The sequence below is a fragment of the Biformimicrobium ophioploci genome (genome assembly GCF_030270605.1).
GTDB lineage: Bacteria > Pseudomonadota > Gammaproteobacteria > Pseudomonadales > Cellvibrionaceae > Biformimicrobium > Biformimicrobium ophioploci.
This window is the reverse complement of record NZ_BSYJ01000004.1, coordinates 255,777-281,825: the sequence shown is the minus strand read 5'-3', so window position 1 is coordinate 281,825 and position 26,049 is coordinate 255,777. Positions and strand designations below refer to the sequence as shown.

The window sequence follows — 26,049 nt, the reverse complement described above, 5'->3', positions numbered from 1 at the left end:
ATCAGAATTTGGCCGAGACGCCCATGTAGTAACGACGGCCATACTGGTTGATGTCACCGGTGCGGCTATCGGAACCCCAGTAGCTTCCCTGCTCTTCATCAGTCAGGTTCAACATCTGCAATACCACAGAGACGTTGTCGGTAACCTGGTAAGAGAGGTTCGCATCAATCTGGCCATAGCCATCCTGGTACCGGTCCAGGCCATTGCGGTTGGTTCCGGTGTAGTAGTGGGAACGGTAGTTGTATGCAAGACGTGCAGAGATACCGTGGTCCTCATAGTAACCGGCCACGTTGAAGGTATCGCGGGAATTGGAAGGCAGTTTCTTCTCAATGCCCAGCGCTTTTTCTTCATCGGTTTCCAGCATATCCGCATCGGAGTAGGTGTAGTTGGCCTGCACACCAAAGCCATTACCGAAATCGTGCTGGACAGCCAGCTCCACACCCTGGTTCACGCCACCAATGCCATTGACAGGAATGGTGATGCGGTAGTTACCGAATACGCCGTTCTCGTCCGGCAGGTCTTCACCAACGTTGGTGGTGTCGATGTAGGAGTCGATATCCTTGTAGAAGTAAGCCACGGACACGATGGAGGAGTCGGTGAAGTAGTATTCCGCTGACAGGTCGTACTGGGTCGCACGGTAAGGCTCGAGCTCCGGGTTACCACCGGATCCGAAACCATCATACGGCGGCACCCAGACGCTCTTGGCGTAGGCACGACGCATGGCCAGGTTGTCGTAGTCCGGACGGGAAAGAACCTTCGAAGCAGCAAAGCGCAGGATGGTGTCATCGCGCAGGTCGTAGTTCAGGTTCAGGCTTGGCAGGATGCTGGTGTAGTCATTCTCGATTTCACCAGGCTGCAGGCTCCAGGTATCCGGGTTCCAGGAAACCACCTTGACGATCTGGTAACCCTTGCTGGTGCCGTCAGTCTGGGCATAACGCAGACCGACATTACCGCGGAGTTTTTCCACCTCGAAGTTACCCTGGACATAGGCAGAAGTAACCTGCTCTTCCATCTCGAAGCTGTAATCCGGGCGGTAGTTAAAGCGCAGCGCCGGGTTATCCACAGTCCACTGCTTCCACGCCGCGTGATCAAACTGGTACAGGCCCTGCTGGCGCGGCTCTTCCGCCATGAAGTCGGCGAACTGCGCACCGTTGGCGAACTGGTCCAGGGTCGCGCTGCCGATCCAGACTTCCTTCCACAGGTCAGAAGACTTGACGTGATCCCGGTACTTCATGCCAACGTCGACGGAGGTAAACCAGTCGTTATCCAGCTCGAGATTCAGGTCGGCCTGGAAGTAGGTCTCTTCCTCTTCGTTCGCAAAGGTATTGCGGTGGGTATAGATACGGGAGTAGTCGGCCGGGGTCAGGTCGCTTTCAATGCTGTAAGACGGCGTACCGGTCACATCAAAGGAGGTATCGGCACTGGCCTGGAACTCGATCTGGTCATCGACCACATCACCTTCCGCAGTAGTACGGCCCAGCTGTGCAGTCAGGGTATAGCCTTCGCCCTGGTACTCCACTTTCAGGTTGTGGGCTGCAGTCTCGTAGCCACCATCCTGGTTGTTGGTGCTGTACAGGACTTCTTCCCTCCAGGTACCACTACCGGCATCGTCAGCAGCACTCGCGGATACAACCGTGTTGCCCACCAGCTCAATATCCGTCAGGCCGCCCAGCGCGCCGGAGTTCCAGGCACCATTGGTAAAGTACTGGTTGGACTGGTCGACCTTGGAGAACAGGTTGGTCTGTACAATATTCAGGTTGGCCAGCGGCTGCCACTCGAAGGTAGCCATTGCGGTGCTCAGGTCACGATCAGAGGTTGCTCGGGTAGCGCGGACATTGTCCGGAACAAATACTTCTTTCTGGCCGAGCGTAGCTGGTGTGTAACCGCGATAGCCCACACCCTGTGTGTCGCGCTGGTTGTGGTACTGCTTGTCGATATAGCCCACGTTAAAGCCGAAGTCGGAGGCTTCGTTTTTCCAGGAATAGAAACCGGATAGCGCCGGGCTGTGCTCGCCGCTGGACTCCTGGTAAAAGTCTTTTACGGAGAAAGCCGAGTAGTTGGCATCCGTGTCCAGCGGGGTACGGGTCTTGACGATCACGGTGCCACCGATGGAACCTTCTTCAACCTTGGCCTGTGCAGACTTGTGCACCTCCAGGGTATCGATGATCTCCACCGGCAGCAGCGAGTAGTTGAAGCTGCGGCTTGGCGGGTTGCCGACGCTGGCTGATGCCTGCGCTGTCGCCACGTGCTGACCGTTGAACAGGGTCATGTTCAGGTAAGGTGCCGTGCCGCGGATGCTGACCTTGTCGGCCTCGCCTTCAGATTTCTCCACGGAAACACCGGCAACGCGCTGCAGGGCATCTGCAACCGTCTGGTCCGGGAACTTGCCCACGTCCTCGGCAGAAATGGCATCCACCATCACGTCGGACATGCGCTTGATATTCAGGCTGCGCTGAACAGAACCGCGGATACCGGTGACTTCCACCTGCTCAATAATTTCGGCATCCTTCTTTTTTTCTTTCTTCTGCGCTTCTTCCTGCGCATAGGCAACGCCCGACAGGCCGGCACCCAGAACCAGGGCAACCTGTGCGGCGATAACATTCCGCTTGAATTGACTCATCGACTTAATCCTTCCGCTAGTGCGATAAAAAATTTCTAGTTTTTATGAAACAACGCGCGAAGAATCGCCGATTTGTGATCGCATTTGCAGAGCTGCCGGCGCAAAGGCTGAAGTTGCAGCGGAAAAATGCAGGAGTTCAACCACGGTTTTGCACGCATTTTGCACTTCAGCCTGATCGTCTGTCATACCGGTGCCATCCGTTTGCGAAACACAGACACAGACGTACCGGCTGTACGATCGATCCAGCTGCGCAACGTGCCGGGTTGTCGTGGAAGAGTACGCCAAGGTGGCAACTCAGGTGCGTTGTATGGGAAAGCGGGTGCTAATTTAAGGGTCTGACAATAAATGCAGGCTCTTCACGACATGGACGTCAGTACAAGCCAGGCGATCACCACCATCTGCCCTTTCTGCGGCGTGGGCTGCGGCATGACGCTGCAGGTACAGCAGTCAGGGGCCGGCACCCGGCTCTCCGGTATTGCACCTCAGCTCAACCACCCGATCAGTCGCGGCCAGCTGTGTGCCAAGGGCTGGAGCACACCGTTCGCTATTGATGCTGCCGACCGGATCAAAACGCCACTGCGACGCACGCCAGGTGGCTTTCAGCCCATTAGCTGGGCCGAGGCCCTGAAAAGCATTGGCGAGAGTATCCGCACAATTCTCGAGGAAGATGGCCCACAGGCACTGGGCGTGATCAGCAGCGCGCGCGCCACCAATGAGGACAATTATGCGGCACAGAAATTCGCCCGCGCAGTGCTCAGGACCAACAACGTGGATCACTGCGCCCGCATTTGCCACAGCCCGACGGTAGCCGGCCTCAAGCAAACGCTCGGCTCCGGCGCCATGACCAACAGCGCGTCGGATATCGAGCAGACCGATCTGATTGTCGTTTTCGGCGCAGACCCGACGGAAAACCACAGTATCCTCGGCGGCCACATTCTGCGTGCCCGTGAACAGGGCACCCGCCTGATTGTGGTGGACCCGCGCAAGACGCGACTGGCACGCATCGCCGACCTGCACCTGCAACTCAGGCCCGGCAGCAATATCGCGTTGGTTAACGCCCTGCTGGCGGAGATCTTCGCCAACAACTGGCAGGCCGATCAATTCCTGGACGCCCGCTGCGAGGGGCTCGATGCACTGCGTAAATCAGTAGCCAGAACAGACGCCGATGCCGGCGCGGAGGTCACCGGCGTCGCCCCCGAACTCGTCCGTAGCGCCGCCCGGGAATACAGCCAGGCAAAAAAAGCCATGATCCTCTATGGCATGGGTGTGACCCAGTATGTCAGTGGCACCAATAATGTGATTGCACTTTCCAACCTGGCCTTGGCCTGCGGTCAGATCGGCAGGCCCGGAACCGGGGTCAATCCGCTACGCGGACAGAACAATGTCCAGGGTGCCTGCGATATGGGCTGCCTGCCGAATGTCTACCCCGGTTACCAGGCGGTGGCGGAAGAGGAAATCCGCAACAAGTTTGCCCGCGCCTGGCAGGTGTCGGTTGCGGAGCACGCGGGCCTCACGTCCCTGGGGATGACACTGGCCACGCTCGAGGACAAATTTCGCGGCCTGATCCTGTTTGGAGAGGACCCGGTGGTGACAGATCCGGACCAGACCCGTGAGCGACGCGCACTGGACAAGCTGGACCTGCTGGTGGTGGCAGAGCTAACCATGACAGAGACCGCAAAGCAGGCCGACTTTGTTTTGCCGGCGGCATCCTTCGCGGAAAAAGACGGCACCTTCACCAACTGTGAAAGGCGGGTACAGCGGGTGCGCAAGGCGCTGCCCCCACCGGGTGAGGCCCGCGCCGACTGGCAATGGCTGGGCGACATTGCGCGCGAGCTTGGCAGCGACGCACTGGACTGGGAAAGCGCCGAGGAAATTTTCGATGAGCTTGCCGCGCTGACGCCGATATACAGCGGCATGACTTACGCTGGGCTCGATCGTGAGCATGGCTTGCAGTGGCCATGTAACAAGGAAGCGCCCCAGGGCACTGCGATTCTGCACAGCGACCGGTTCCCGATTGGGCGCGCGCGCCTGATCCCGGTTCACCACGTCGAAATCGACGAGCCCGCAGATGACGAGTTCCCACTGGTGCTTACCACCAACCGACTGCACTTTCATTACGGTTGCGGCTCAATGAGTCGCAAGTCACCACTACTGGAAAGGGAAACACCGGACGGCATCCTCTTCATCAATTCCTTCGATGCCCACAACCTGTCGTTAAGCCAGCACAGCCCGGTGAAGGTCAGTTCGCGCCGTGGTTTTATCGAGACCCGCGCCATCATCAGCGACGAGGTGCCGGCAGGACTGGTGACCATGCCCTATCACTTTCGGGAAGCGCCTTCCAACCGGCTCACCAACAATGCCATGGACCCGGTCACCAAGATGCCGGAACTGAAGGCCTGTGCCGTGCGCGTGGAGCCCCTCCCCGCAGATGCACAGCCGCGCACCATGGACGAAATCCTCGCTGATGAAGCCCGCGAGGTGGCCGGTGACTGATTACCTGATCGACAGCCCCATCACACTGGCAAAGCATATTGGCCAGAGTCGCGACCTGTGGCAACTGAAAGAAAACGACAGTGGCGAGCGCGGCTGGCAGCTGAGCGCACCAGAAATTTTCAGTGCACTGCGCTCACCGGATGCCATGGAATCTGCAAAGCAGTTTTTCTTTGCGCCGCGGGAAAATATCTTTCAATTCGACGGCAACCAGTTCAGGGAAAGCCTGCCCGCGCCAGAACCCTTTGCCCTGGTGGGCGTAAGTAGTTGCGACCTGACCGCAATTGCCTACCAGGACCACTTCTTCCGGGATGACCCGCATTACCAGGCAAGGCGGCAGCAGGCATTGCTGGTGGGATATGAGTGCCTGTCTCCCTGTGCGAAAGGCTTCTGCCCGAGCGTGGACGCTGGGCCCGGCGCGCGTGAAGGCAGTGCAGACCTGGTGTTACACCAGTTGCAGGAAGACCAATGGCTGCTGCGGGTACTCACCGATACCGGTGCCCGGGCACTGGAGGGGCTTGTACTGGAGAAAGCCGGCGATGCCGCACAGACACAACGGCACAATCAGATCGAGGCATGCATCGAAGCCTTTCCTGACGACAGCCATATTCATGCCGGCATTGAAGCAATCAACAGTAACAGCGTTGCGCAGGAGACGTGGGATGCGGCGGGCATCCAGTGCCTGTCCTGCTCTGGCTGTACCACCCTGTGCCCCACCTGTTCCTGCTACGGCACTTCAGACCACACAACAGGCGATACCATGATACGCGAGCGTTTCTGGGATTCGTGCCTGTATGACGGTTTCCAGCGTGAGGCCAGCCAGAACAACCCTGCCGGTGCGGCAGGCGACCGGGTACGCCGTTTCTGGTACCACAAATTCAGCCGGGAATTTTTCCAGGCTTCTGACAACCCGGGGCCTGCCGATCGCTACGGGTGTGTCGGTTGCGGACGCTGTGAAGTGACCTGCCCCGGTGTGATCGGCGTACATAGCATGATGAAAAAAATTACGGAATAAGCGAGGCTGCCACATATGCAGAGCCTGGTACCCGAACCGATCGAGATCCTCTCCGGTGTCGAGGATGGTGAAGCCGCAAGGCACTTTCGCTTCCGCTTCTGCGGCCAAAGCGATAGCAATCTCAAGAAGTGGCAAAGCACCAGGCCCGGGCAGTTTTTCATGTTATCGGTGCCCGGCGCCGGTGAGGCGCCGTTTACATTTACCACCCTGCCCAATGCGCAAGGCGAGTTCAGTGCCCTGGTCCGGCGCATGGGTCAGGTGACCGGCGCGCTGTTCGAAAGAAAACCGGGCTATACACTTGGTGCGCGCGGCCCGTTTGGGCACGGCTGGCCTGTCACTGACGGCGATACCGAAAAAGTCCTGACCGAAAAGGCCCTGATTGTCGGTGGCGGTTGCGGGCTGGCGCCACTGGTCAGCCTGGTTGAGCACCTGATCAACAGCGGCACACCACCTGTTGCACTCGTCTATGGCGCACGCACTGCCGCGGCACAGGTACTGAATCCCGAGCGCAAGCGCTGGCAGAGCCAGCTGCCTCTTTTCGATATCGTGCAGCAGGGCAACGGCTGCCAGTACCGGGGCACCCCCCTCGACCTGCTACCAGAGGTCCTCAATCAGGTGGGCGAACCAGAGCGCGTATTCCTGTGCGGCCCGGAAATCATGATGCACACGGTTGCAGAGTTTTTCGTGCAACGCGGCCTTCCCGCAAGCGCGATCTGGATGTCCATAGAGCGGCGCATGCACTGCGCAACCGGCACCTGTGGTCACTGTTATCTCGAGCACCAGTATGTGTGCAAGGATGGACCCACCTATCGCTGGGACAAACTGGCTCCGCTACTCGCAAGAAGTTCCGGCGCCGGTGCGCTCGCAGATTTTCACTGCTGAGCGGGAGGAACACCATGTCTTCACCCTTCGACGCCTACAAGCCGGACCAGATTGCACAACTGGTGGAAAACGTCGGCATAGCCAAGTCCAGGCTGCCAGCCTTGCAGACCATGACACTGGCCTTTCTTGCCGGTGCCTTCATCGCATTCGGGGGTATGTTCTATACCCTTGTGATTACTGGTAGTGAACTGGGCTTTGGCCCCACGCGCCTGCTCGGCGCCATCGTATTCAGCACCGGTCTGGTACTGGTCATCGTCGCCGGCGCGGAGCTTTTTACCGGCAACAACCTGATTGTAGTGGCCTGGGCAGAGCGGGATGTCAGCACCCCGCGCTTGCTGCGCAACTGGATACTGGTGTTTACGGGCAACTTCATCGGATCCGTGGCCACCGCCTGGTTTTACAGCCTTTCCGGCGCTACCGGGCTCGGAGCCGGCGAGCTGCTCAGTACCATCCACGGCATTGCCGAGGGTAAGGTGGCACTGGACTGGCAACAGGCATTTTTTCGCGGGCTGCTGTGTAATGTGCTGGTCTGCCTCGCCGTCTGGCTGACCATTGCCGCGCATACAGTCGAGGGCAAGATCACAGCCATTATCCTGCCGATCTCGGCCTTCGTGGCACTCGGGTTTGAACACTCCGTTGCCAACATGTACCTGATTCCGGTGGCCATGTTTACGGGCAGCGACATCACCATCAACCAATTCCTCACCAACCTGATCCCGGTCACCCTGGGCAATATTGTCGGTGGCAGTGTTTTCGTGGCACTGGTCTACTGGGTCTGTTACCTTCTGCCGAGGCACCATGACTAGGGCCCTCCCGCCACGCGTAAACCCCAATTGCATTGGCGCTCCAAAATAAAAAGAAATAACAGGGTATGCCGGTATGGCTTCGAAAACACCAAAGGCACTCAAGGGTGGCGGCCTCGAGAAGGTCATGTATACCCTCAAGACCGCGCGCAGGATAGGCGTAAAGGCGTCGGCGAAGGCACTGACGGCGCACAATGCCTGCAAGGCCTGCGGGCTCGGCATGGGCGGCCAGAAAGGCGGCATGACCAACGAGCTGGGCGAGTATCCGTCCGTATGCAACAAGAGTGTGCAGGCCCAGTCCACCGACACTCAGGCGCCGATTCCCCATGAGATCTTCGAACACCCGCTGTCTGAGCTTCAGGAGCTCGATGGCCACAACGTAGAACACCTGGGTCGACTCGACACGCCGCTGTACAAAGCCGCTGGTGATGATCGGCTGCAGCCAATGGACTGGGATGCCGCGCTCGCACTGGCGGCGGAGCGGTTTATCGCCTGCGCCCCGAAACGCTTTTTTGCTTACGCTTCCGGCCGCTCCTCCAATGAGGCGGGCTTCGTATTGCAGCTACTGGCCAGGGCCAAAGGCACCAACAACGTCAACAACTGTTCCTACTTTTGCCACCAGGCCACCGGGGTCGCGCTACACAATGCCATTGGCACCGGCACCGCCACCGTACAGCTGGCGGACCTGGACCAGTGCGACCTTGTCATCCTGGTCGGCGCCAACCCGGCCTCCAATCACCCGCGCCTGATCCATAAATTGCGCGGTGTGCGCGAGCGCGGCGGACAGGTTCTGGTCATCAATCCCGTGCGTGAACCGGGTCTGGTGCGTTTTGCCAGTCCCAAGAGCCTGCGCTCCCTGATTGCCGGGGGTGACGAGATTGCCAGCGACTACCTGCAGCCCAAAGCCGGCAGCGACCTGTGGCTGTTTATCGGCCTCGCCAAGGCTATCGTCGCGGCTGGTGCAGAAGACCGGCGGTTTATGCAGAATCACACAGAAGGCGCCGACGCCTACCTGGAATTTATTGAGCAAACGGGCTGGGACACAATCGGGCAGGCTACCGGCCTGTCCCGTGAGAGCATAGAGGCAGCTGCAGAAATCTACGCCCAATCCACGCACACAATTTTCGCCTGGGGCATGGGGCTCACCCATCACCGCCACGGTGTGGATACGCTCGAAGCGCTGGCCAACCTGAGCCTGATGCGCGGCATGGTGGGCAAACCCGGCGCCGGGCTGCTGCCGCTGCGCGGCCACAGCAACGTCCAGGGTATGGGCACCATCGGCGTCAAGCCGGTGCTGGCCCGCGACGTGATCGAGCGCTTTGAAAAACAGCTCGGCCTGAGCCTGCCCGAAGACACGGGAATGGACACCATGGCCTGCCTCAATGCCGCCCATGCAGGCGATATCGACATGGCGCTGGTAATGGGCGGCAACCTGCTGGAAGCTGCCCCGGCAACAGACTGGGCAAAAACGGCTCTGGACATGGTCGGCTTCAAGCTCTACCTGACAACGACCCTGAACCGCGGTCACCTGCACGGGGCTGACCACTCAGAACAACTGATCCTGCCTGTGCGGGCGCGCGACGAGGAAACGCAGCCAACTACACAGGAGTCCATGTTCAGCTATGTACGCCTGAGTGATGGTGGTATCGACCGGCTCACGAATGTGCGTTCGGAGGTGGATATCCTGGCGACACTCGGCGAGCAGCTGCCTCTGCAAGGCAGTTTCAGCTTCACACCATTTAGGCAGCATCGCGAACTGCGTGCTGCCATCGCCGATACGATTGAAGGCCTTGGCGCACTGAAGTCAATCGATGACAGCAAACAGGAATTCCACATCCCGGGGCGGGCGCTACATAAAGCCGAGTTCGCCACGCCAACCGGGCTCGCGCGGTTCCAGGTACCGGCTGTACCGTCGCATTCAGAGACAGGGGAATTCACCTTGATGACCCTGCGCAGCGAAGGGCAGTTCAATACGATTATTTACGAGCAGGAAGACAGCTACCGCGGCATGCAACACCGGCAGGTGATTTTGATGAACCGCGAAGACATGCACGAACGTAACCTATCAGACGGCCGGAAAGTCGACGTGCGCTCGCAGCAGGGCTCTGTAAAGGATTTTGAAGTTTTCGGCTTCGACCTGCCGCGCGGCTGTCTCGCCGGCTATTATCCGGAAACCAACCCACTGGTCGGCACTCAGGTGGACCCGCGCAGCAAAACCCCGGGGTACAAGTCAGTAGCCGTCACTATAGAGATTCACTCCTGAGCACGACTGTTCAGGAAAGTATGTCAGCGATTGTGGCTAGCCGACCGCATGCAGTCAGGCTTCCCCTTTTACACACACATATACGGAGTTGGTCGATTCACAATTCTGGAACGGATTGTAAAAAGAGATCACGTGCGACTCGATGCGCTCAAAGACAGAACCCAGCAATTTTTCGAATTCCGGGTCCGGCAGGTTTTGTGACCACATGGCGAACACACCGCCCGGTCTGATTTGCTCTGCCATCAGCGACAGGTGCTCAGTTGAATAGAAGCTCGCATTGGCTGCATCAAGATACTCAGATGGAGAATGGTCAATATCCAGCAAGATCGCGTCAAACTTTTTGCCCGGGCATTGCGGATCAAATCCGACAGCAGGCGCCGTTGCCAGGTCAAAGAAACTTCCATGCACATAGCGGTTACGCGCATCGGCGTTGAGCACCTTGCCCAGCGGCACCAATTCTTTTTTATGCCACCCGATCACGGCATCCAGCGCATCGACGACCAGTAACTCCTTGATTCGTTGATCTTTGAGCGCAGCAACGGCAGTGTAACCCAGGCCCAACCCACCCACGACAACGCTGAGCCTGTCACCCTGCACCGCAGCCAGTCCGAGAGTAGACAAAGCCTCTTCCGCATCGACAAACAAACTGGACATGAGGAATTCCTCGCCCAGTTTCACCTCATAGATATCCCTGTCGCCGAGTGCCGGCATTCGGCGCCTCCGCAGGGAAACAACACCAAGTGGCGTTTCCTGGCTATCAATTTCTTCAAACAACAGGGACATAATTTAATTCCCGTTACGGTAGTAAGGCGAACAAAGAAAAAACCCCATAAGCACTTGCTTGCGGGGTTTCAATTTGGTTTATCTATCGAATGAAAGCCAGGCGCAACAATCAGACATCCGCCAGGTTGCCTTTGTCTTCCAGCCAGCTCTTGCGATCGCTGGCGCGCTTTTTCGCCAGCAACATATCGAGCAACTGGTGGCTATCGTCACCGGCGTCGACATAAAGCTGTACCAGGCGACGGGTGTCCGGGTCCATGGTGGTTTCGCGCAACTGTAGCGGGTTCATCTCGCCAAGGCCCTTGAAGCGGGTGACCTGTATCTTGCCTTTCTTTTTCTCAGCCTGGATACGGTCGAGGATGCCCTGCTTTTCCGGCTCATCCAGCGCGTAGAAGACTTCCTTGCCGATATCGATCCGGAACAGCGGCGGCATGGCAACGTATACATGCCCTTGCGCCACCAGTGGGCGGAAGTGGCGCAGGAACAGCGCGCACAGCAGCGTGGCAATGTGCAGGCCGTCCGAGTCCGCATCGGCGAGGATACAGATCTTGTTATAGCGCAGGCCGTCCAGGTTATCGCTGCCCGGGTCCACCCCCAGCGCCACGGCAATATCGTGTACTTCCTGGCTGGCGAGGATCTCTGAGCTGTCTACTTCCCAGGTATTCAGGATCTTGCCGCGTAGCGGCATGATGGCCTGGAATTCGCGATCGCGTGCCTGTTTTGCGGAACCACCGGCCGAGTCACCCTCCACCAGGAACAACTCGGAGCGGCTGGTATCACCGCTGGCACAGTCCGCCAGTTTGCCCGGTAGTGCCGGCCCCTGGGTAACTTTCTTGCGCGCCACTTTCTTGGCGGAACGCACGCGTTTCTGCGCATTACTGATGCAGTACTCCGCCAGCTTGTCACCTTCCTCGGTGTGCTGGTTGAGCCACAGCGCAAACGCGTCCTTGGCCACGCCTGAAACGAACGCAGCAGCCTCGCGCGAGGACAGCCTTTCCTTGGTCTGGCCGGAAAACTGCGGGTCGGCCAGCTTGGAAGACAGGACGTAGGAGCACTGGGCCCAGATATCCTCCGGGCTCAATTTGACCCCGCGCGGTAACAGGTTGCGGATTTCACAGTACTCGCGCATGGCCTCCAGCAGGCCGGAGCGCAGGCCGTTAACATGGGTACCGCCCTGCGCCGTGGGAATCAGGTTAACATAGGATTCCGTTGTGGCTTCGCCGCCTTCCGGCAGCCATTGCACGGCCCAGTCGGCCGCTTCGGTTTCCGCGGAAAAAGTGCCGACAAACGGCTGCGCCGGCAGCACTTCCCAGCCCTGGTTGGCAGAAGCGAGGTAGTCCTTGAGGCCGTCCTCGTAGAACCACTCGTCGACTTCGCGGGTATCATTCTTGTCGCCGCCCTGCTCGTTGATAAAGGTAACGCGCAGGCCCGGGCAGAGCACGGCCTTGGCACGCAGTACGTGACGCAGGCGCGGTACGGAAAACTTGTGGGAATCGAAATACTTCGGGTCTGGCAGGAAGCGCACGCTGGTACCGGTGGTGCGCTTGGCACAGGTACCAACCACTTCCAGGTCGGAGGCCTTGTTTCCATCCTTGAAGCCCATGCGGTGCACTTCACCACCGCGCTGGATGGTCACTTCCACCACCTTCGACAGGGCATTCACCACCGATACACCCACACCGTGCAGGCCGCCGGAAAACTGGTAGTTCTTGTTGGAGAACTTGCCGCCTGCGTGCAGCGTGGTGAGGATCACCTCCACACCGGGGCGGCCCTGTTCCGGGTGGATATCCACCGGCATGCCGCGGCCGTCATCGCTGACCGAAAGGGAATGGTCCTTGTGCAGCACCACTTCGATCTGGCTGGCGTGGCCGGCAAGGGCCTCGTCCACGCTGTTGTCGATGACTTCCTGCGCCAGGTGGTTGGGGCGCGTGGTCTCCGTGTACATCCCGGGGCGCTTGCGCACCGGGTCAAGCCCCGTGAGGACTTCAATATCTTCCGCGGAATAGTTTGCCATGGGTAATCCGTACTTCTTCCGCCGCCGCTGCGGCTTCATTCTTATGATCTGCGGCGATTATGGCGCGAAGCCGGTCAGGGATCAAAACACGCCGCGCCCGGCGGCCTGGCTGCTCATTCGGCAAACAGAAAGCGGGTTATTTCGCCGCAAAACCGCTCAAACCCCTGGAAACCATGGTCCCCACCGGGCTCTATGTCAGCTCGCTGGCCTGCATAGAAGGCTTCCGCTTCGCGGTAATCGAGCACCTCGTCACCCGTCTGGGCCAGCAGCCAGTAGGTGCCGCGCAGCGGCAATTTCGGCTCCAGCGCGGCCATCGTGTCGCGGTCGGCCTCACCAAGCCGGTATTCACGCTCGTCGTGATAGCCTTTGAGGGGTTGCCCAAGGTAGGCGGCCATGCGCCGCGCGGGGTGTACCGCGGGATTGATCAGCACTGCGCGCAGGCCATAGCGTTCAGCCAGCCAGGTACACCAGAAGCCCCCCATGGAGCTCCCCACCAGGCCAACAGCCTCACCCCTGTCCAGCAGGGGCTCTACCAGTGCAGACAGGGTATCTGCGGCAATCTGCGGATGCGGGGAAATATCCGGGGTCAGGTAATGCAGTGCCGGCAGCGTATCGGCGCAGTAACGCTTCAGCAGCTGGCACTTGAAGGATGCCGGCGAACTCAGGAAGCCATGGCAGTAAACCAGGTTCTGCATGGGTACCCCTGAATTCCCGGGCTTGCGCGCGGCGCTCAGCCGCCGGCCTGCAGGGCGCGGTCCAGGCTCTTGAACGCCTTGCGCATGTCATTGCGCATATCGGACCAGAAGGTGATTCGGGTGAAGCGGTCCAGGTTGCCGCCATTCATTCCACGGCCCCAGTTGTCACCGATATCGCGGCGATCATTGAATTCCATGACCAGGTTGCCTTCCCGGTCGTAGAGCCGGCCATACAGCTTGCCGCTGGCGCTGTACTGGGCGTAATAACGGGTCATGGGCTCGAGATCCAGCGGTGCGGCAATACCGAAATCCTCAAAGCCGAACTGCATCCGGTAGTCCGCCTCATCGACAGATGCCGCGACGGTGCTGCGGCGCGGTGCCAGGAAAGATTCGGCGAAGGCCGTTTCCATGACGTCGCGCAGGCGCGCCCGATTCCTGTCATCCAGTTCGAAGTCCTCCGGGCTGTGACGCGGGAAATCGGAAGAAGAGCGCCTGCGGTACTCGAGCTCGGGCTCAGCGACAAAGACGCTGGCACCGGCCAGGTCAAAGGCGAATACGGTTGCGACGTGATCGAGTCCCGACGCACGCACGCTATTGAGGTGCGCTTCCGACGGGGCCTGAGGGGCCTGTGCGCAGGAGGCCAGCAGGCCGGCCAGGCAGGCGACCAAGGCGGTCTTGATCGAACGGGTTCTGATGCCAAAGGTTTTCATTCCCACTCCCTGAAGTCATTTTCCAAGCGTAGATGACGGTCGCGCCAGACGGCGCAAAAAGCCATCTTATGCGGATGCACTGCAGGCAACAAGGGAGATGGCGTAAAGGATGTGCAACCGCGACGCTGCAAAAGGAGAAAGGAAGGGGGAATCAATAACCCCCGGAAGTCAGGTCCACGGTGTAGTCGGCGACATGCACGCGCTCCACCCCGGTAGCAAAAGTGCCATCCTCCGCCAGTTCGAACCAGCGGTAGCCCGGCAGCTCTTCCCCGACCGCGAAGGGCGCACTGCCAGGCTTGAACTGCACACAGGTGGACGGCGTCGCGTACAGGTGGATGTGGCGAAAATGGCCTTCATATGCCTGGTGCACATGCCCCCAGGCAATGGCACGCACATTGCGAAACCTGCCTACGACATCGAGGAACCGATCGGCGTCGCGCAACATGTGTGCGTCAATCCAGTCGCTGCCTACTGTCACAGGCTGGTGGTGCATCAGAATCAGCACCGGGCGCTCGCCGGCCTCATCCAGGTCCTGTAGCAACTGTTGTAGCTGGGCTTCGCTGAGCCCGCCGTAAACCTTGCCCTCGATACTGGTATCCAGCATCAGCAGGCGCCACGCACCGAGATCCCGCTTGCCGATATGCCGGCCCGGCGCCGCACGCTCCATCGCTGCAGGATCATCGTGATTGCCGGGCAGCCAGCACCAGCCTTCAGCCCTGGCCTGCATGGCTGAGGTAAACTGCTGGTAAGCGCCTTCATCGGCATTGGCGGAAATATCACCGGTGGCCACGACCAGATCGGAGGCAGAAATGGAGGCGACAACCTGGTTCAGGCTGTCGAGGGTATTGAGCCCCAGCAACTGGTAGTCCTCGCGACTACCCAGGTGCGGGTCCGTAATCTGTATCAATCGGTGGCTGGGCAAAACTGCTCGCTCCCGTCCCAAAATTCCTTGCGGCCCCTGCCTCGGCGGAACCTGCTTATTTTTATCAGCTTGCCGGCGAGAACTACTTGCCGTCGCGCACGACGACCAGCCCTTCCCTGTTCACGCCAATCACTGCATCGCCAGCGCGACCGCTGCTCAGGCAAGCCGCCAGGGCCTCTGCCAGCAGGCGGTTTACCTGCGCCTTCTCGTCAGCGTATTGCATCCGCGCATTCGGGTACTGTTGCCCGAGCGGCATCTGCCCGGCGATACCGTGGCGCCGATTGATCGCAACCACCTCCGCCATGCGCGCATCGTGGTACAGGCGCAGCGTGAGCGGCGGCAGCCGGTTCCAGTCGCCGCTGCCTTCGAGGTGCATCTCCACCGTCGTCGTATAGCGGTCACGTGCGCTCAGTTCAAACGCGATACTGGTCTGGCTGTTGCCGCTGCCGATTGCATAGCGCCAGTGGCTGCGCTCGGCGTGGTCCGGCAACAGCTTCAGCAGGCGCAGGTAATTGGCATCGCAGTCGGCGTGATGCCCGGTCAGGTCGACCGGCACCTTGCGCGTCAGCGCATCGCCCTTGTTCGCCGGTTTTGCCATTATTTGCCCACTGCTACTTTTCACGCCGTGAATTACCTCTCAAAACGCCGCGCTTGCGCGTGACTATTACTGACCAGCCGACCGCAACCGTCCCCTGTTCAGGGCCAGCCACTGCAGGCAGATGATACTGGCTGCGTTATTCAGCGCATCACCATAAAGACCGTCCAAAACCTCCTGCGCCGGCAGGACTGCAAAGCGGATATCCTCGTGCTCAGTGTCGAGGCCGAACAGACCGCCTGCCCCCTCCAGTGAGGTGCAGGCGCAGAACAGGTGCATTTTCTCATTGGTGCCGCCAGGGCTTGGCAGGTAACTGCAGATGGACTCCCAGTGCTCTGCACTGAGTCCGGTCTCCTCCGCCAGCTCCCGCTGCGCCACATCCAGCAGCGATTCACCCGCGTCGACCATCCCGGCCACCACTTCCAGGCACCAGGGGCCCGCGGCTTCTTCCAGCGCACCGATCCTGAACTGCTCCACCACCCCCACCAGGTCGGCCTGCGGGTCATAGAGCAGCACGCCCACAGCCGGCCCGCGCACAAACAGTTCACGCTCTAGCGGCTGGCTCCAGCCGCCGGCAAACAGTTTGTGTCGCACGCGCAGGCGCTCTATCCGGAAAAACCCCTGGAACTCAACGGTCTTCTCCAGCACCTCGGCATCGTCGCCTGTATATGACGGTACCAGCGGCCCGCGCCCGGGTGTATCGGTCATGGCAAATGGTCCAGGATGAATTTACAGCCAAACAGGGGGTCAGGTTAGCAAAACCCCCGGCCGAAATCAGCGCCGGGGGCGTACGCTCAGTTTGGCGGGGCTGTGCGGGCGCCGGGCACGTCGGCCAGCATGGCCCGCACGGTCTCCAGCAACAGGCGGTTGCGTGCCTCCGGCTCGAGGCTGCGCGATATCACCCGGGTGGCCTCCGTGGCCCAGATAGGTTTCTCGGCGGTATGGCCAAAGCCCAGGAACAGGATCAAACGGCCTACGTTGTTCTCCGGCAGCGGCACTACCGGCTGGGCATTATTGTCGAACTGGCTGTCCCAGTTGGGATCCCGCGCCTGCTCCGGAAAATCCTCCTCAATCACGGTAAACACATAGTCCACCAGGATATCCGCCTGCTGGGTCGGGCCGGCCTGGCGATAACCACGCTGGGCCATTTCCTTGTTCACCTCCGCACGGAACAGGGCGTCCATTTCAACCAGGTTGGCACTGGCGCCGCCGGGGGCCAGCGGTTTATCGCGCCATGCGTAGACCGGGTAGCTGGCCAGCATGCTCGCATCGCCCTTGATCGGCTGGACCTGGGTTCCGCTACAGGCCACCAGTACCACGGTCAATGCGATCAAAACAATCCGTTGCAAAAGGTTCATCATCCTTCCTTGTTAACTGCGACACCGCTGGCGGCTGTCACTTTTCGTTAGTCCACAATGTTATTTTAGGACTCCACAGGAGCCATTCGGGTTCCGGTTTCGGGTAGAGCGCATAGTGGCTGCCCGACAGCACCTCGCGACCCATTTCCGAATTATCCGGGGTCGCGAAGGAAATACCGCCGGCAACCAGCGCTTCCAGCGACTCGGTGTGCACCTGCGCGCCCTGCCGCAGGTTGAAATCGAAGCGCACACCGCTGGCATGCCAGAAACGACTGTTCTCCCGCACCAGGGTTGCGTATTGCGGTGCGATCGTGAGGTAGATGTAGACCCTGTCCGCCAGCTCACCCAGCTCGTGCCCGGTGACCTCGCCCACCTTCACTTCGCGGTAATAGACTGGCGCGCCCGCCTTGATCGAACCCAGTCTCGCCGCGTCCAGCACCAGGTGCAGCCCCGCTCCCAGGCCCTCATCTTCCGGCGGTGGCTCCGGCAGTGCCACAAAATGCGTGCGATACCCGCCACCTCCCGGCTCCAGGCGCAGGTAATGGCCCCTGATTACAGTGTCCAGATTCTCGGTTTTTCTCAGGCTGATGACCGGCCGCACTATCCAGAACAGCGTATCCGTACGTGCAAAGTGCGCCGCATTCTCATTCAACCGCGCAGACAGCTCCACCCCATCGCCGCCCTTGCCGCCGAGATGCAGCCCCGTCACTTCCCCCACCGACACGCCACGATAACGAATCGGTGCACCGACACGGATATTGTCGGCCGAAGCTACGGCGATGGTAATGGGCACGCCCTCACGCAGCGCCTCTGCCCGACTCGGGTAAAGCACGTAGCGGCTGCCGTCCGCTGCACCGACCCCGTCCGGGCCATCGGCGAACGCGATACCGCCGCGCAACAGGCTCGCAAGGGAATCCATCTCGAAATCAATGCCGTCGAGGCTTGCGGACGCGCGCACACCGCCGGTGTGCCAGAACACACTGTCAGCGTGCACCAGGCTCGCATAGCGCGGCTCCAGCACCAGGTAAATCTCTACCGATTGCCCGCCCGGGGCCAGCGCAAACCCCTGCACCTTACCCACCTGCAGGCGACGGTAATACACCGGCGCATCCCGTGTCAGGGAGCCCGGATCTGCTGCAGTGAGTACCAGGTGCCGGCCCGGCAGGCTCGGGTCATAGGCCGGCGGTGTGGCGGCTGCCTCGAACTCGCGGCGCGCTTCGTTACCGGTCTGCAGCTCCACCTCGAGCTGCTCGCCGTTCAGCAGCTCGCGGACCCGGCCCAGCGCAAAGGTTGGCGTTGCCGCCCAGAAGCGGGTGTTTTCAGTCAGCCGGGATTTGGTCGCAGGGTCCATCATTACCGTCACCGACATGCCATCCAGCGACGGACTGGCCTGTACCGAGACGACCTCGCCCACCCGAATACCGCGAAAGTGCACCCCGGCACCCCGGTCGATTTTGGTCCGCGGTGGCAGCTTGACCGTGATCTCTACGCCAGCATCCGCTGCCGCGAAGCTCGGGTGCAGGATAAAGAGGTCGCCATCCCCGGCGCGCTCCTCACTGGGTTCGGGTCCATCGTTGAAACTGATGCCACCGACGAGCAGCGACGCCAGCGAGTCCATGCGCAGCTTGACCCCCTGCAGGCTGCCCTCGAAGTCCACCCCGGAACTGTTCCAGAAGCGCGCGCTGCGGCGCACCAGATGGCGGTATTTTTCCTCGATGAACACATGCACCTCGACACCGAGGTCGCCGCCGGCAAGCTTATAGTCCTCCACCTTGCCCACCACCATGCGGCGGTAGTGCACCGGCGATCCCCGCGTCAGGGAACCAATGCTCTGCGCCTGCAGGCGCAGGCGCAGGCCCGGTTCGTCCGTGTGCAGCGGCGCCTCCGACAACGCCACAAACGTGCGCTTACGCGGACCACTGCCGGCTTCCATGGTGATGTATTTGCCGGACACCAGTGTTTCCAGCCCGCGCACACCGGTTACGGATATCTCTGGCTTGACCACCCAGAAGCTGGTGCCGTCCACCAGCAGGTGCTCGGCCGAGCGCAGGAAGTCTATTTTCGCCATCACCGCTTCGCTCCCCGGAATCAGGTCGATGGCCTGCACCACGCCGATATCCACACCGGAGTACTTGACCGGGGTCTTGCCCACTACCAGCCCTTCGCCGGAAGGAAACTGCACCGCGACGCGGATATCCCCGCGGGTAAACTCCTGGTACACCAGCCAGGCTGCCACGCAGATGGCGATCAACGGCATCACCCACACCAGCGGCAGTCCGCGATTGGGCTTCACCAGGGCGACAGGCGGGGATTCAGCCATCGGCCTGCACTTTCCTGTGGCGATCCCAGATCAGGCGCGGGTCAAAACTGTGGGACGCGAACATCGTCACAATCACCACCGTGGCAAATGCCGTGGCACCCGACTGCGCCTCTATGCGGGCGATGCTGCCGAGATTCACCAGCGCCACGAGGATTGAAATCAGGAACAGGTCCAGCAGGGACCAGCGCCCGATCAGGTGTACCAGCCGGTAAAGACGCGTGACCCTGAGCGGATTGAAATTGCGCCCGTACTGCACTGTCAGGCAAAGATAGGTAAGCCCCAGTAACTTGATGCCGGGGACCACGACACTGGCTACAAAAACCAGTATGGCAATGGCCAGTTGCCCGGACTGGTACAGGGTGAAGACACCACCCATGATCGAATCAGTCTCAGTCTGGCCGAGCCGGGTTACCGACATGACGGGGAGTTTGTTGGCAGGATACAGCAACAGCGTGCCGGTAATGACCCACGCCCAGGTGCGGCTGATTGCTTCCGGAATTCGCGCTGCGACGCGCTCCCCGCAACGGGGGCAATAACCTGGCTCCAGACCGTCTATCAGCTGAAAGCAGGTCAGGCAGGTTTGCCTGCCCAGCTCGATACCCACGGCCCCTTCCAGTCTGCTGGTCTCTGTCACGCCGGCAACTCCTGTGGCGACATGGCGTCCAGGCGCAACCAGATTGCTTCGGCATCGAAGTTCGCCGCGGCCAGGGTCGAACACAGCATCAGCGCCGCATAGCAGTAGATGCCATTGGCAATACCAAGGTCACCGAGGTCGCCGAGCTTCACCAGTGCCACCAGCACCCCCAGCATATAGACGTCCAGCATGGCCCACTGCTGGAAATGCTCCAGCTTGCGCAGTGCAGCCGCGACATAATCGCGCAGGGGTGGCCAGCTGCTACCGGCAGAGATGAAAAGCAACGCCAGCAATTTCAGTAACGGCGCCAGCATGCTGCAGAGGAAGACCAGCAGCGCCAGCCAGATAAAGCCCTCGCGATAAAGTGCCAGCACACCGGTATAAAGGGCATTCTCACCAGAGTACCCGGCGAGTGAAAACGTCAAAAGTGGTAGCAGGTTGGCGGGAATGAAAAGCACAAGGCCCGCGAGGCTCATCGCCGCCGTATAGCCAATGCTATGCTTTGAAGCGCGATGTAGCAGGGCGCCGCAGCGCGGACAAAGGATCCTATGCCCAACTGGCGCGGTATTCTCGATCAGTAGGAGGTCGCACTCGTGGCAGGCACGCTGCCAGGCAGACGCAGAATATCCCAATCGGGGGTCCACTCCGTTTGACATTGTTATCTCTTGGAAATTTGTATCCGCACCCCCGCATCCGAATAGCCGCCAGATGCATCCAACTCAAGAGCGGCACAGTGGCACCAGGTATCACTTACCGATGTCATCGCTCAGTTTAACGAAGATTTACAGTTTTGCCGCGGCAGTTGCCTCGACGCCCATGCGGCGCGGCGTTAAACTCGGCAGTTGGATCAAAGACCGCTTGATCGCGGGCCCGCAAACTTGATTGGGCACCGCACTCGGGAATGGGGAAATAGGGATAAGCATGACCTGTAACAATAAACAGCCTCGCGGATACCGGCGCCTGGTGAAATCCATAATCGCCAGCGCAGTGCTGGGCCTTGGCAGTGTCCAGGCCCAGGCAGAAGACCTCTGGCAGATTTACCTGCTGGCTCTGGACAACGATGCACAGCTCGCCGCGGACCGGGCCCGCTACCAGGCAGGACTTGAGGATCGCAAGATATTCCGCGCCCCGCTGTTGCCGCAGGTACGCGGTGACTATGACTACCGCGAGACCAGCAGCGAATTCGAGAACGTCCAGCTCGTCGATGACCCCGATGGCGGCTTCGCAACCGTCAAGATTTCCGGTAAAAGCGACTCCAACCTGGATTCATGGGGAGTTTCCCTGACCCAGACCATTTTCGACGCCTCCTCCTGGTTCGATTACAAGCAGGGCAAGGCACTGAGTGAGCAGGCTGCGGCTGAATTCAGCGCCGCGCAGCAGGATGTCATCATCCGCGTGGCAACGACCTACTTCGATATCCTGCTGGCGTTCGACGACCTGGAAACGGCGCGCGCAGAACAGGAAGCCAATGCCAAGCAGCTGGAACAGACCAGCCAGCGTTTCGAGGTGGGCCTGACCGCCATCACCGACGTACACGAGGCGCAGGCAGCGTTCGATTCCTCCGTGGCGCGCCGCCTGGATGCCGAGGACCGACTCAGCATCGCCTTCGACAAGCTCACAGTGCTGACCGGCCTCAACCACGATGAGGTCAAGCCGCTGCTGCCATCTTTCCAGGTAGTGCCCCCTGAGCCGGGCGACCGTGCCGCGTGGGTGGATTTCGCCCTGGCCAACAATTTTGACTTGCAGGCAGCACGTATTGGCGCCGAAGCTGCGCGCGAGAATGCCCGCGCCCGCGCCGCAGAGCACCTGCCCACCCTGAGGGGCGGATATTCGTATCGCGATTCCCGCTCTAGCGGCGAATCTACCGGCTTCGGCATCACCATCCCGACTGACCGCAGTGACGCTTCCGACGTTTACTCGGTGCGCCTGGACGTGCCGATCTTTACCGGTGGCCTCACCAGCGCGCGCCGCCGCCAGGCCCGCAACTTCATGCTGCAGGCTGAGGAAAGCCGTAATTTCGTCGAACGTAATGTGGTGCAGGAAACCCGTAGCCTGCACCGGGTGGTAACCACTGATGAGGCGCGGGTTGCCGCACGCAACCAGGCCATCATTTCCAGCAAGAGTGCACTCGATGCGACAGAGGCCGGGTATGAAGTGGGCACCCGCAACCTGGTGGATGTACTGCTGGCGCAACGCTCGCTGTTCCAGGCCCGCAATGAATACGCGGCCGCAATCCAAAGCTACATCCTTAACAGCCTGGAACTGAAGCGCGTTGCCGGCGTACTGTCACCGCAGGACCTGATCGACCTCAACGCGCAGCTGAACCAGGCCGCGTCCATCATGCGCTACGACCTGGGCAAATAACAGGGATCCAGTAGCAAACAATACAGAGCCGGTGGCCCTAACGGGCCGCCAGTGCCTCCACTTCATGGATCAGGCGCTGCAACGCGCCCCGGTTGGCCTCCGCCACCTCCAGCGCACGCCGCCCCACCTTCTGGCGCAGATTGTCATCGGAAAGCAGCCACAAGATTTTCTCCGCCAGTGCATCCGCATCCTCCACCACTGCCATGGCACCATCGCGCTGCATCATCTCGCTGACGCGGGCAAAGTTGTGCAAGTGGTTGCCGCAGATCACCGGCACACCCCAGGCGGCGGGCTCGATCATATTGTGCCCGCCAACCGGCACCAGGCTGCCACCGACAAAAGCGATGTCTGAGGCGCCAAAAAATTTCAGCAGCTCGCCCATGGTGTCGCCCAGCAAAACCTGCTGTTCGGGCTTTGGGGGGATACCTTCAGAACGCCGGCACACATCGTAGCCGCGCTTCCGGCACAGTTCGGCAACCGGCCCGAATCTTTCCGGGTGCCTCGGCACCAGTATCAGCAAAGCATTCTCCCTCTCTTCCAGCACCTTCGCAAAAGCGTCCAGAACCTGCTCCTCCTCACCGGCATGGGTGCTGGCCGCCAGTACCAGCGGCCGCTTGCTGCCCCCGCGCCAGCGATCCGCCAGCGCCAGTGCCTCGCTGCGCAGGCCCGCAGGAATTTCGAGGTCAAACTTAATGTTGCCGCTGATACTCAAACGCTCGGGCGGCAAACCCAGGCGGATAAAGCGGTCGCCGTCGTCCTGGTACTGGGCCACGACCCGATCCAGGCTTTGCAGCATTTCCCGGGTGATGCCGCCGATACGGGCGTAGCCCCTGGCGGATTTTTCGCTGAGGCGCGCATTGGCCAATAGCGCCGGCACCTGGCGGCGATCACAGTGGCGCAACAGGTTGGGCCACAGCTCTGTCTCCATGACCACCAGCAGGTCCGGGCGCAGTTGCGTGGTAAAGCGGCGCAGGCATTCGGGAAGGTCATAGGGCGCGTAGTAATGCAGCATATTGCGCCCGAGCTGCTCGCGGAACGCATCCCTGACCCGCTCCGAGCCGGTCGGCGTGGTGGTGGTCACCAGCCACTGCCAGTCCGGGTTGCGGGACCGCAATGCTCGAATCAAAGGGACCGCTGCCAGCGTCTCACCGACCGATACAGAATGCAGCCACACCAGTTTTGCGCGGCCACGCCTGGCCGGCACAACGCCGAGACGCTCGCGCCAGCGCTCGCGATACGCTGGCGCACGGCGACCGCGCCACCACAGGCGCATGAGGATGAAGGGCATGGAGAGGCGCAACAGCCAGGTGTAAATCAATCGCATGGGAGCCGGGATAGAGTGGTTATCGGGCAAGGATACTGCCGCGTCGCGGGCAGCGCAAAAGATAGCAGCCTCAGCTCGCAGGTTACGAACCGCACCCGCGTCCCTATAATGTGGCCTGTAACCAGATGTCGGCGCAATACGCAGTGCGCCATTGAACCGCGGAGCAGGTAAATCATGGCACAAGCCGAAACTATCAACGTAGATGTCACCGTGATCGGCGGCGGCATTGCCGGGCTGTGGCTTGCGAACATATTGAAACTGAAGGGCTACAGCTGCCTGCTGCTTGAATCCGAGGCTCTGGGCAGCGCCCAGACTGTTGCGTCGCAGGGCATGATTCACGGCGGTATCAAGTACACCCTCGGCGGTGCACTTTCAGGCGCCTCGGAAGCCATCGCCGACATGCCAGAACTCTGGCGCCAATGCATGGCCGGCACCGGCCCACTGGACCTGAGCGGGGCGCGCCTGCTGAGCGACCACTTTTACCTGTTCTCCAGCGCCAGCACCACCTCGCGTATGACCACCTTCCTGGCCAGCAAGATGACCCGCGGTCGGGTCGAGCATGTGGCACACAGGGACGCGCCGGCATTTTTCCAGCATCCGGAGTTCAGTGGCAGTCTCTACCGCCTGGTGGACCTGGTGCTGGACGTACCCAGCGTCACTGAGGCACTGGCGGCACCGCTGGCAGAACAGTGCAAACACGTCGACTGGGACAAGACCCGCTGGCAGGTGGACGACTCCGGCCGCGCATCACTGCTATTTGAGATCGACGGGCGAGAACTCCAGCTGTCTTCCGGACAATTCGTACTTACCGCCGGCGCCGGCAACGAGCAGATGCTCGAGGCCCTGGGCTGCGAGAGCCCGAAAACACAACGGCGGCCGCTGCACCAGGCCATGGTGAAGCACCACTACCCCTACCGGTTTTACGGCCACTGCCTCGGTGCAGAAAAGACCCCGCGCCTGACCATCTCCAGTCATCCCTGCGCGGACGACAGCCAGGTCTGGTACCTTGGCGGCTCCCTTGCCGAACACGGCGTACAGCAGTCGGAAGAAGAACTGATTGCTGCGGCAAAGCGCGAACTGACGGACCTGTTGCCCTGGGTGGACCTGTCAGGAGCCGAGTGGGCCACATTGCGTATCGATCGCGCGGAACCCCGCCAGCTCAACTTCGCGCGCCCCGACAAGGCCGCTGCCATGGCAACCGACCGCTGCCCCAATGTGATTGCCGCCTGGCCCACCAAGCTGACCCTGGCACCCAACCTGGCGGACGAAGTCATCGGCATGCTGGAAAAGTCGAATACCCAAAAGACACCCTTGCAACTGGGCGCACTGGAACGGCTTGCCGCGCCGGGTATCGCGCCGACACCCTGGGAGCTCGCATTCAATGGATGATTTCACCGGCCTGCCGAAAAGGCCGCTCGGTAACACCGGCATGCAGGTCAGCGCACTGGGACTCGGCACCGTCAAGCTCGGCCGCGACCAGGGTGTGAAGTACCCGGGTGCCTTCAAGATTCCCGATGACCGGGCCGCGTCCGACCTGATCGCACTGGCACAGGACCTGGGCATCAACCTGATCGACACGGCACCCGCCTACGGCAACAGCGAAGAAAGATTGGGCAAGCTGCTGCGCGGCCAGCGTGACCAGTGGCTGATTTGCTCCAAGGTCGGGGAGGAATTCGTCGGCGGCGAGTCCAGTTTCGATTTTTCTGCAGCGCATACACGCATGAGCATCGAGCGCAGCCTGAAACGCCTCAATACCGATTTCCTGGATATCGTGCTGGTACACTCCAACGGCGACGACAGCCGCATCGTGCAGGATGAGGAAGTGCTCGCGACCCTCGCGGAGCTAAAGCAGCAGGGCCTGATCGGAGCCATCGGCATGTCCAGCAAGACCGTGGAGGGCGGTATCCTCGCCGCCCAATACAGCGATGCCATGATGGTGACCTACAACCTGCGCGAACAGGGCGAGCGCGCCGTGCTGGATTACTGCCGCGACAACGGCGTGGGCGTGTTCATCAAGAAAGCGCTGGCCAGCGGCCATATCGCCGGCGAGCAGGGCGACACCGACCCGGTGCAGGCCAGCATGGATTTCGTGTTCGGCCACGCCGGCACCAGCTGCGCCATTATCGGCACCATCAACCCGAAACACCTGGAAAACAATTGCCGCAAGGCGGCCAGGGCTCTAAGCAAAAACTGACAGGTGTTCGTTTTTAGCACTAAAAAGCGTCAACGGCGAAGATCTGGTTAGGCAAAAAACAGCGAA

At 60.6% G+C, this 26,049-nt stretch carries 22 protein-coding genes; 8 read left to right on the top strand and 14 right to left on the bottom strand.

Annotated elements, in window-relative coordinates:
* Position 1: 1 nt before the first annotated feature.
* A complete protein-coding gene (locus tag QSJ80_RS11090) occupies positions 2-2,620 on the bottom strand; it encodes a TonB-dependent receptor (RefSeq protein WP_285764519.1) in 2,619 nt (872 codons plus the stop codon).
* Between the two features lie 42 nt (positions 2,621-2,662).
* Positions 2,663-2,806, bottom strand: a complete 144-nt coding sequence (locus tag QSJ80_RS11085; protein ID WP_285764518.1) for a hypothetical protein — start codon at positions 2,804-2,806, stop codon at positions 2,663-2,665.
* Positions 2,807-2,965: 159 nt separating this feature from the next.
* Between QSJ80_RS11085 and fdhF the strand changes: the two genes are divergently transcribed.
* From fdhF to QSJ80_RS11060, 5 genes are all read left to right on the top strand, one after another.
* Complete coding sequence (fdhF, locus tag QSJ80_RS11080; protein ID WP_285764517.1) at positions 2,966-5,113, top strand: formate dehydrogenase subunit alpha; 2,148 nt, start codon at positions 2,966-2,968, stop codon at positions 5,111-5,113.
* Complete coding sequence (locus QSJ80_RS11075) at positions 5,085-6,125, top strand: 4Fe-4S dicluster domain-containing protein (RefSeq protein ID WP_285764516.1); 1,041 nt, start codon at positions 5,085-5,087, stop codon at positions 6,123-6,125. The genes fdhF and QSJ80_RS11075 overlap by 29 nt, the downstream gene beginning before the upstream one ends.
* Before the next feature lie 15 nt (positions 6,126-6,140).
* Positions 6,141-7,007: an iron-sulfur cluster-binding protein gene (locus QSJ80_RS11070; RefSeq protein ID WP_285764515.1), complete on the top strand. Its 867-nt coding sequence runs from the start codon at positions 6,141-6,143 to the stop codon at positions 7,005-7,007.
* Positions 7,008-7,021: 14 nt separating this feature from the next.
* Positions 7,022-7,813, top strand: coding sequence for a formate/nitrite transporter family protein (locus QSJ80_RS11065; RefSeq protein ID WP_285764514.1), 792 nt, complete (start codon positions 7,022-7,024; stop codon positions 7,811-7,813).
* 73 nt (positions 7,814-7,886) lie between these two features.
* Complete coding sequence (locus QSJ80_RS11060) at positions 7,887-10,073, top strand: FdhF/YdeP family oxidoreductase (RefSeq protein ID WP_285764513.1); 2,187 nt, start codon at positions 7,887-7,889, stop codon at positions 10,071-10,073.
* A gap of 54 nt (positions 10,074-10,127) precedes the next feature.
* Here QSJ80_RS11060 and QSJ80_RS11055 read toward each other — a convergent pair whose 3' ends face one another.
* The 11 genes from QSJ80_RS11055 to QSJ80_RS11005 form a co-directional block, all read right to left on the bottom strand.
* A complete protein-coding gene (locus tag QSJ80_RS11055; RefSeq protein ID WP_285764512.1) occupies positions 10,128-10,856 on the bottom strand; it encodes a spermidine synthase family protein in 729 nt (242 codons plus the stop codon).
* A gap of 109 nt (positions 10,857-10,965) precedes the next feature.
* A complete protein-coding gene (gene parE, locus QSJ80_RS11050) occupies positions 10,966-12,867 on the bottom strand; it encodes a DNA topoisomerase IV subunit B (protein WP_285764511.1) in 1,902 nt (633 codons plus the stop codon).
* Between the two features lie 113 nt (positions 12,868-12,980).
* Positions 12,981-13,562 carry a YqiA/YcfP family alpha/beta fold hydrolase gene (locus QSJ80_RS11045; RefSeq protein ID WP_285764510.1) on the bottom strand — a complete coding sequence of 194 codons (582 nt, stop codon included), beginning with the start codon at positions 13,560-13,562 and terminating at the stop codon, positions 12,981-12,983.
* Positions 13,563-13,597: 35 nt separating this feature from the next.
* Positions 13,598-14,272 carry a hypothetical protein gene (locus QSJ80_RS11040; protein WP_285764509.1) on the bottom strand — a complete coding sequence of 225 codons (675 nt, stop codon included), beginning with the start codon at positions 14,270-14,272 and terminating at the stop codon, positions 13,598-13,600.
* 151 nt (positions 14,273-14,423) lie between these two features.
* Positions 14,424-15,194, bottom strand: coding sequence for a 3',5'-cyclic-AMP phosphodiesterase (gene cpdA / locus QSJ80_RS11035; RefSeq protein WP_285764508.1), 771 nt, complete (start codon positions 15,192-15,194; stop codon positions 14,424-14,426).
* A gap of 82 nt (positions 15,195-15,276) precedes the next feature.
* Complete coding sequence (locus tag QSJ80_RS11030) at positions 15,277-15,792, bottom strand: DUF1249 domain-containing protein (protein ID WP_285764507.1); 516 nt, start codon at positions 15,790-15,792, stop codon at positions 15,277-15,279.
* Between the two features lie 66 nt (positions 15,793-15,858).
* Positions 15,859-16,497 carry an NUDIX domain-containing protein gene (locus tag QSJ80_RS11025; protein ID WP_285764506.1) on the bottom strand — a complete coding sequence of 213 codons (639 nt, stop codon included), beginning with the start codon at positions 16,495-16,497 and terminating at the stop codon, positions 15,859-15,861.
* Positions 16,498-16,583: 86 nt separating this feature from the next.
* Complete coding sequence (locus QSJ80_RS11020) at positions 16,584-17,147, bottom strand: DUF4136 domain-containing protein (protein WP_285764505.1); 564 nt, start codon at positions 17,145-17,147, stop codon at positions 16,584-16,586.
* Between the two features lie 37 nt (positions 17,148-17,184).
* A complete protein-coding gene (locus QSJ80_RS11015) occupies positions 17,185-19,467 on the bottom strand; it encodes a PqiB family protein (RefSeq protein ID WP_285764504.1) in 2,283 nt (760 codons plus the stop codon).
* The gene (locus QSJ80_RS11010; protein WP_285764503.1) at positions 19,460-20,101 is read right to left on the bottom strand and encodes a paraquat-inducible protein A; all 642 of its coding nucleotides are present in this window, start codon (positions 20,099-20,101) and stop codon (positions 19,460-19,462) included. Before QSJ80_RS11010 ends, QSJ80_RS11015 begins: the two co-directional genes overlap by 8 nt.
* Positions 20,098-20,757, bottom strand: coding sequence for a paraquat-inducible protein A (locus tag QSJ80_RS11005; protein ID WP_285764502.1), 660 nt, complete (start codon positions 20,755-20,757; stop codon positions 20,098-20,100). The genes QSJ80_RS11010 and QSJ80_RS11005 overlap by 4 nt, the downstream gene beginning before the upstream one ends.
* A gap of 265 nt (positions 20,758-21,022) precedes the next feature.
* Between QSJ80_RS11005 and QSJ80_RS11000 the strand changes: the two genes are divergently transcribed.
* Complete coding sequence (locus QSJ80_RS11000) at positions 21,023-22,465, top strand: TolC family outer membrane protein (protein ID WP_285764501.1); 1,443 nt, start codon at positions 21,023-21,025, stop codon at positions 22,463-22,465.
* Between the two features lie 37 nt (positions 22,466-22,502).
* Here the strand turns inward: QSJ80_RS11000 and waaA are convergent, their stop codons facing one another.
* A complete protein-coding gene (gene waaA, locus QSJ80_RS10995) occupies positions 22,503-23,819 on the bottom strand; it encodes a lipid IV(A) 3-deoxy-D-manno-octulosonic acid transferase (RefSeq protein WP_352176371.1) in 1,317 nt (438 codons plus the stop codon).
* Between the two features lie 144 nt (positions 23,820-23,963).
* On the opposite strand from waaA, the gene QSJ80_RS10990 reads away from it, so the two are divergent.
* Complete coding sequence (locus tag QSJ80_RS10990; protein WP_285764500.1) at positions 23,964-25,178, top strand: FAD-dependent oxidoreductase; 1,215 nt, start codon at positions 23,964-23,966, stop codon at positions 25,176-25,178.
* Positions 25,171-25,983: an aldo/keto reductase gene (locus tag QSJ80_RS10985; RefSeq protein WP_285764499.1), complete on the top strand. Its 813-nt coding sequence runs from the start codon at positions 25,171-25,173 to the stop codon at positions 25,981-25,983. The genes QSJ80_RS10990 and QSJ80_RS10985 overlap by 8 nt, the downstream gene beginning before the upstream one ends.
* Positions 25,984-26,049: the final 66 nt, after the last annotated feature.

What these genes read in the sequence shown, in the direction of transcription:
- QSJ80_RS11005 (WP_285764502.1), bottom strand. Translation starts at nt 20,757, where the DNA reads ATGTCAAACGGAGTGGACCCCCGATTGGGATATTCTGCGTCTGCCTGG.
- QSJ80_RS11065 (WP_285764514.1), top strand. Translation starts at nt 7,022, where the DNA reads ATGTCTTCACCCTTCGACGCCTACAAGCCGGACCAGATTGCACAACTG.
- QSJ80_RS11075 (WP_285764516.1), top strand. Translation starts at nt 5,085, where the DNA reads ATGAAGCCCGCGAGGTGGCCGGTGACTGATTACCTGATCGACAGCCCC.
- QSJ80_RS11060 (WP_285764513.1), top strand. Translation starts at nt 7,887, where the DNA reads ATGGCTTCGAAAACACCAAAGGCACTCAAGGGTGGCGGCCTCGAGAAG.
- QSJ80_RS11040 (WP_285764509.1), bottom strand. Translation starts at nt 14,272, where the DNA reads ATGAAAACCTTTGGCATCAGAACCCGTTCGATCAAGACCGCCTTGGTC.
- QSJ80_RS11045 (WP_285764510.1), bottom strand. Translation starts at nt 13,562, where the DNA reads ATGCAGAACCTGGTTTACTGCCATGGCTTCCTGAGTTCGCCGGCATCC.
- QSJ80_RS11025 (WP_285764506.1), bottom strand. Translation starts at nt 16,497, where the DNA reads ATGACCGATACACCCGGGCGCGGGCCGCTGGTACCGTCATATACAGGC.
- QSJ80_RS11090 (WP_285764519.1), bottom strand. Translation starts at nt 2,620, where the DNA reads ATGAGTCAATTCAAGCGGAATGTTATCGCCGCACAGGTTGCCCTGGTT.
- QSJ80_RS10985 (WP_285764499.1), top strand. Translation starts at nt 25,171, where the DNA reads ATGGATGATTTCACCGGCCTGCCGAAAAGGCCGCTCGGTAACACCGGC.
- QSJ80_RS11070 (WP_285764515.1), top strand. Translation starts at nt 6,141, where the DNA reads ATGCAGAGCCTGGTACCCGAACCGATCGAGATCCTCTCCGGTGTCGAG.
- QSJ80_RS11015 (WP_285764504.1), bottom strand. Translation starts at nt 19,467, where the DNA reads ATGGCTGAATCCCCGCCTGTCGCCCTGGTGAAGCCCAATCGCGGACTG.
- fdhF (WP_285764517.1), top strand. Translation starts at nt 2,966, where the DNA reads ATGCAGGCTCTTCACGACATGGACGTCAGTACAAGCCAGGCGATCACC.
- QSJ80_RS10990 (WP_285764500.1), top strand. Translation starts at nt 23,964, where the DNA reads ATGGCACAAGCCGAAACTATCAACGTAGATGTCACCGTGATCGGCGGC.
- QSJ80_RS11055 (WP_285764512.1), bottom strand. Translation starts at nt 10,856, where the DNA reads ATGTCCCTGTTGTTTGAAGAAATTGATAGCCAGGAAACGCCACTTGGT.
- QSJ80_RS11030 (WP_285764507.1), bottom strand. Translation starts at nt 15,792, where the DNA reads ATGGCAAAACCGGCGAACAAGGGCGATGCGCTGACGCGCAAGGTGCCG.
- parE (WP_285764511.1), bottom strand. Translation starts at nt 12,867, where the DNA reads ATGGCAAACTATTCCGCGGAAGATATTGAAGTCCTCACGGGGCTTGAC.
- QSJ80_RS11020 (WP_285764505.1), bottom strand. Translation starts at nt 17,147, where the DNA reads ATGAACCTTTTGCAACGGATTGTTTTGATCGCATTGACCGTGGTACTG.
- QSJ80_RS11000 (WP_285764501.1), top strand. Translation starts at nt 21,023, where the DNA reads ATGACCTGTAACAATAAACAGCCTCGCGGATACCGGCGCCTGGTGAAA.
- QSJ80_RS11085 (WP_285764518.1), bottom strand. Translation starts at nt 2,806, where the DNA reads ATGACAGACGATCAGGCTGAAGTGCAAAATGCGTGCAAAACCGTGGTT.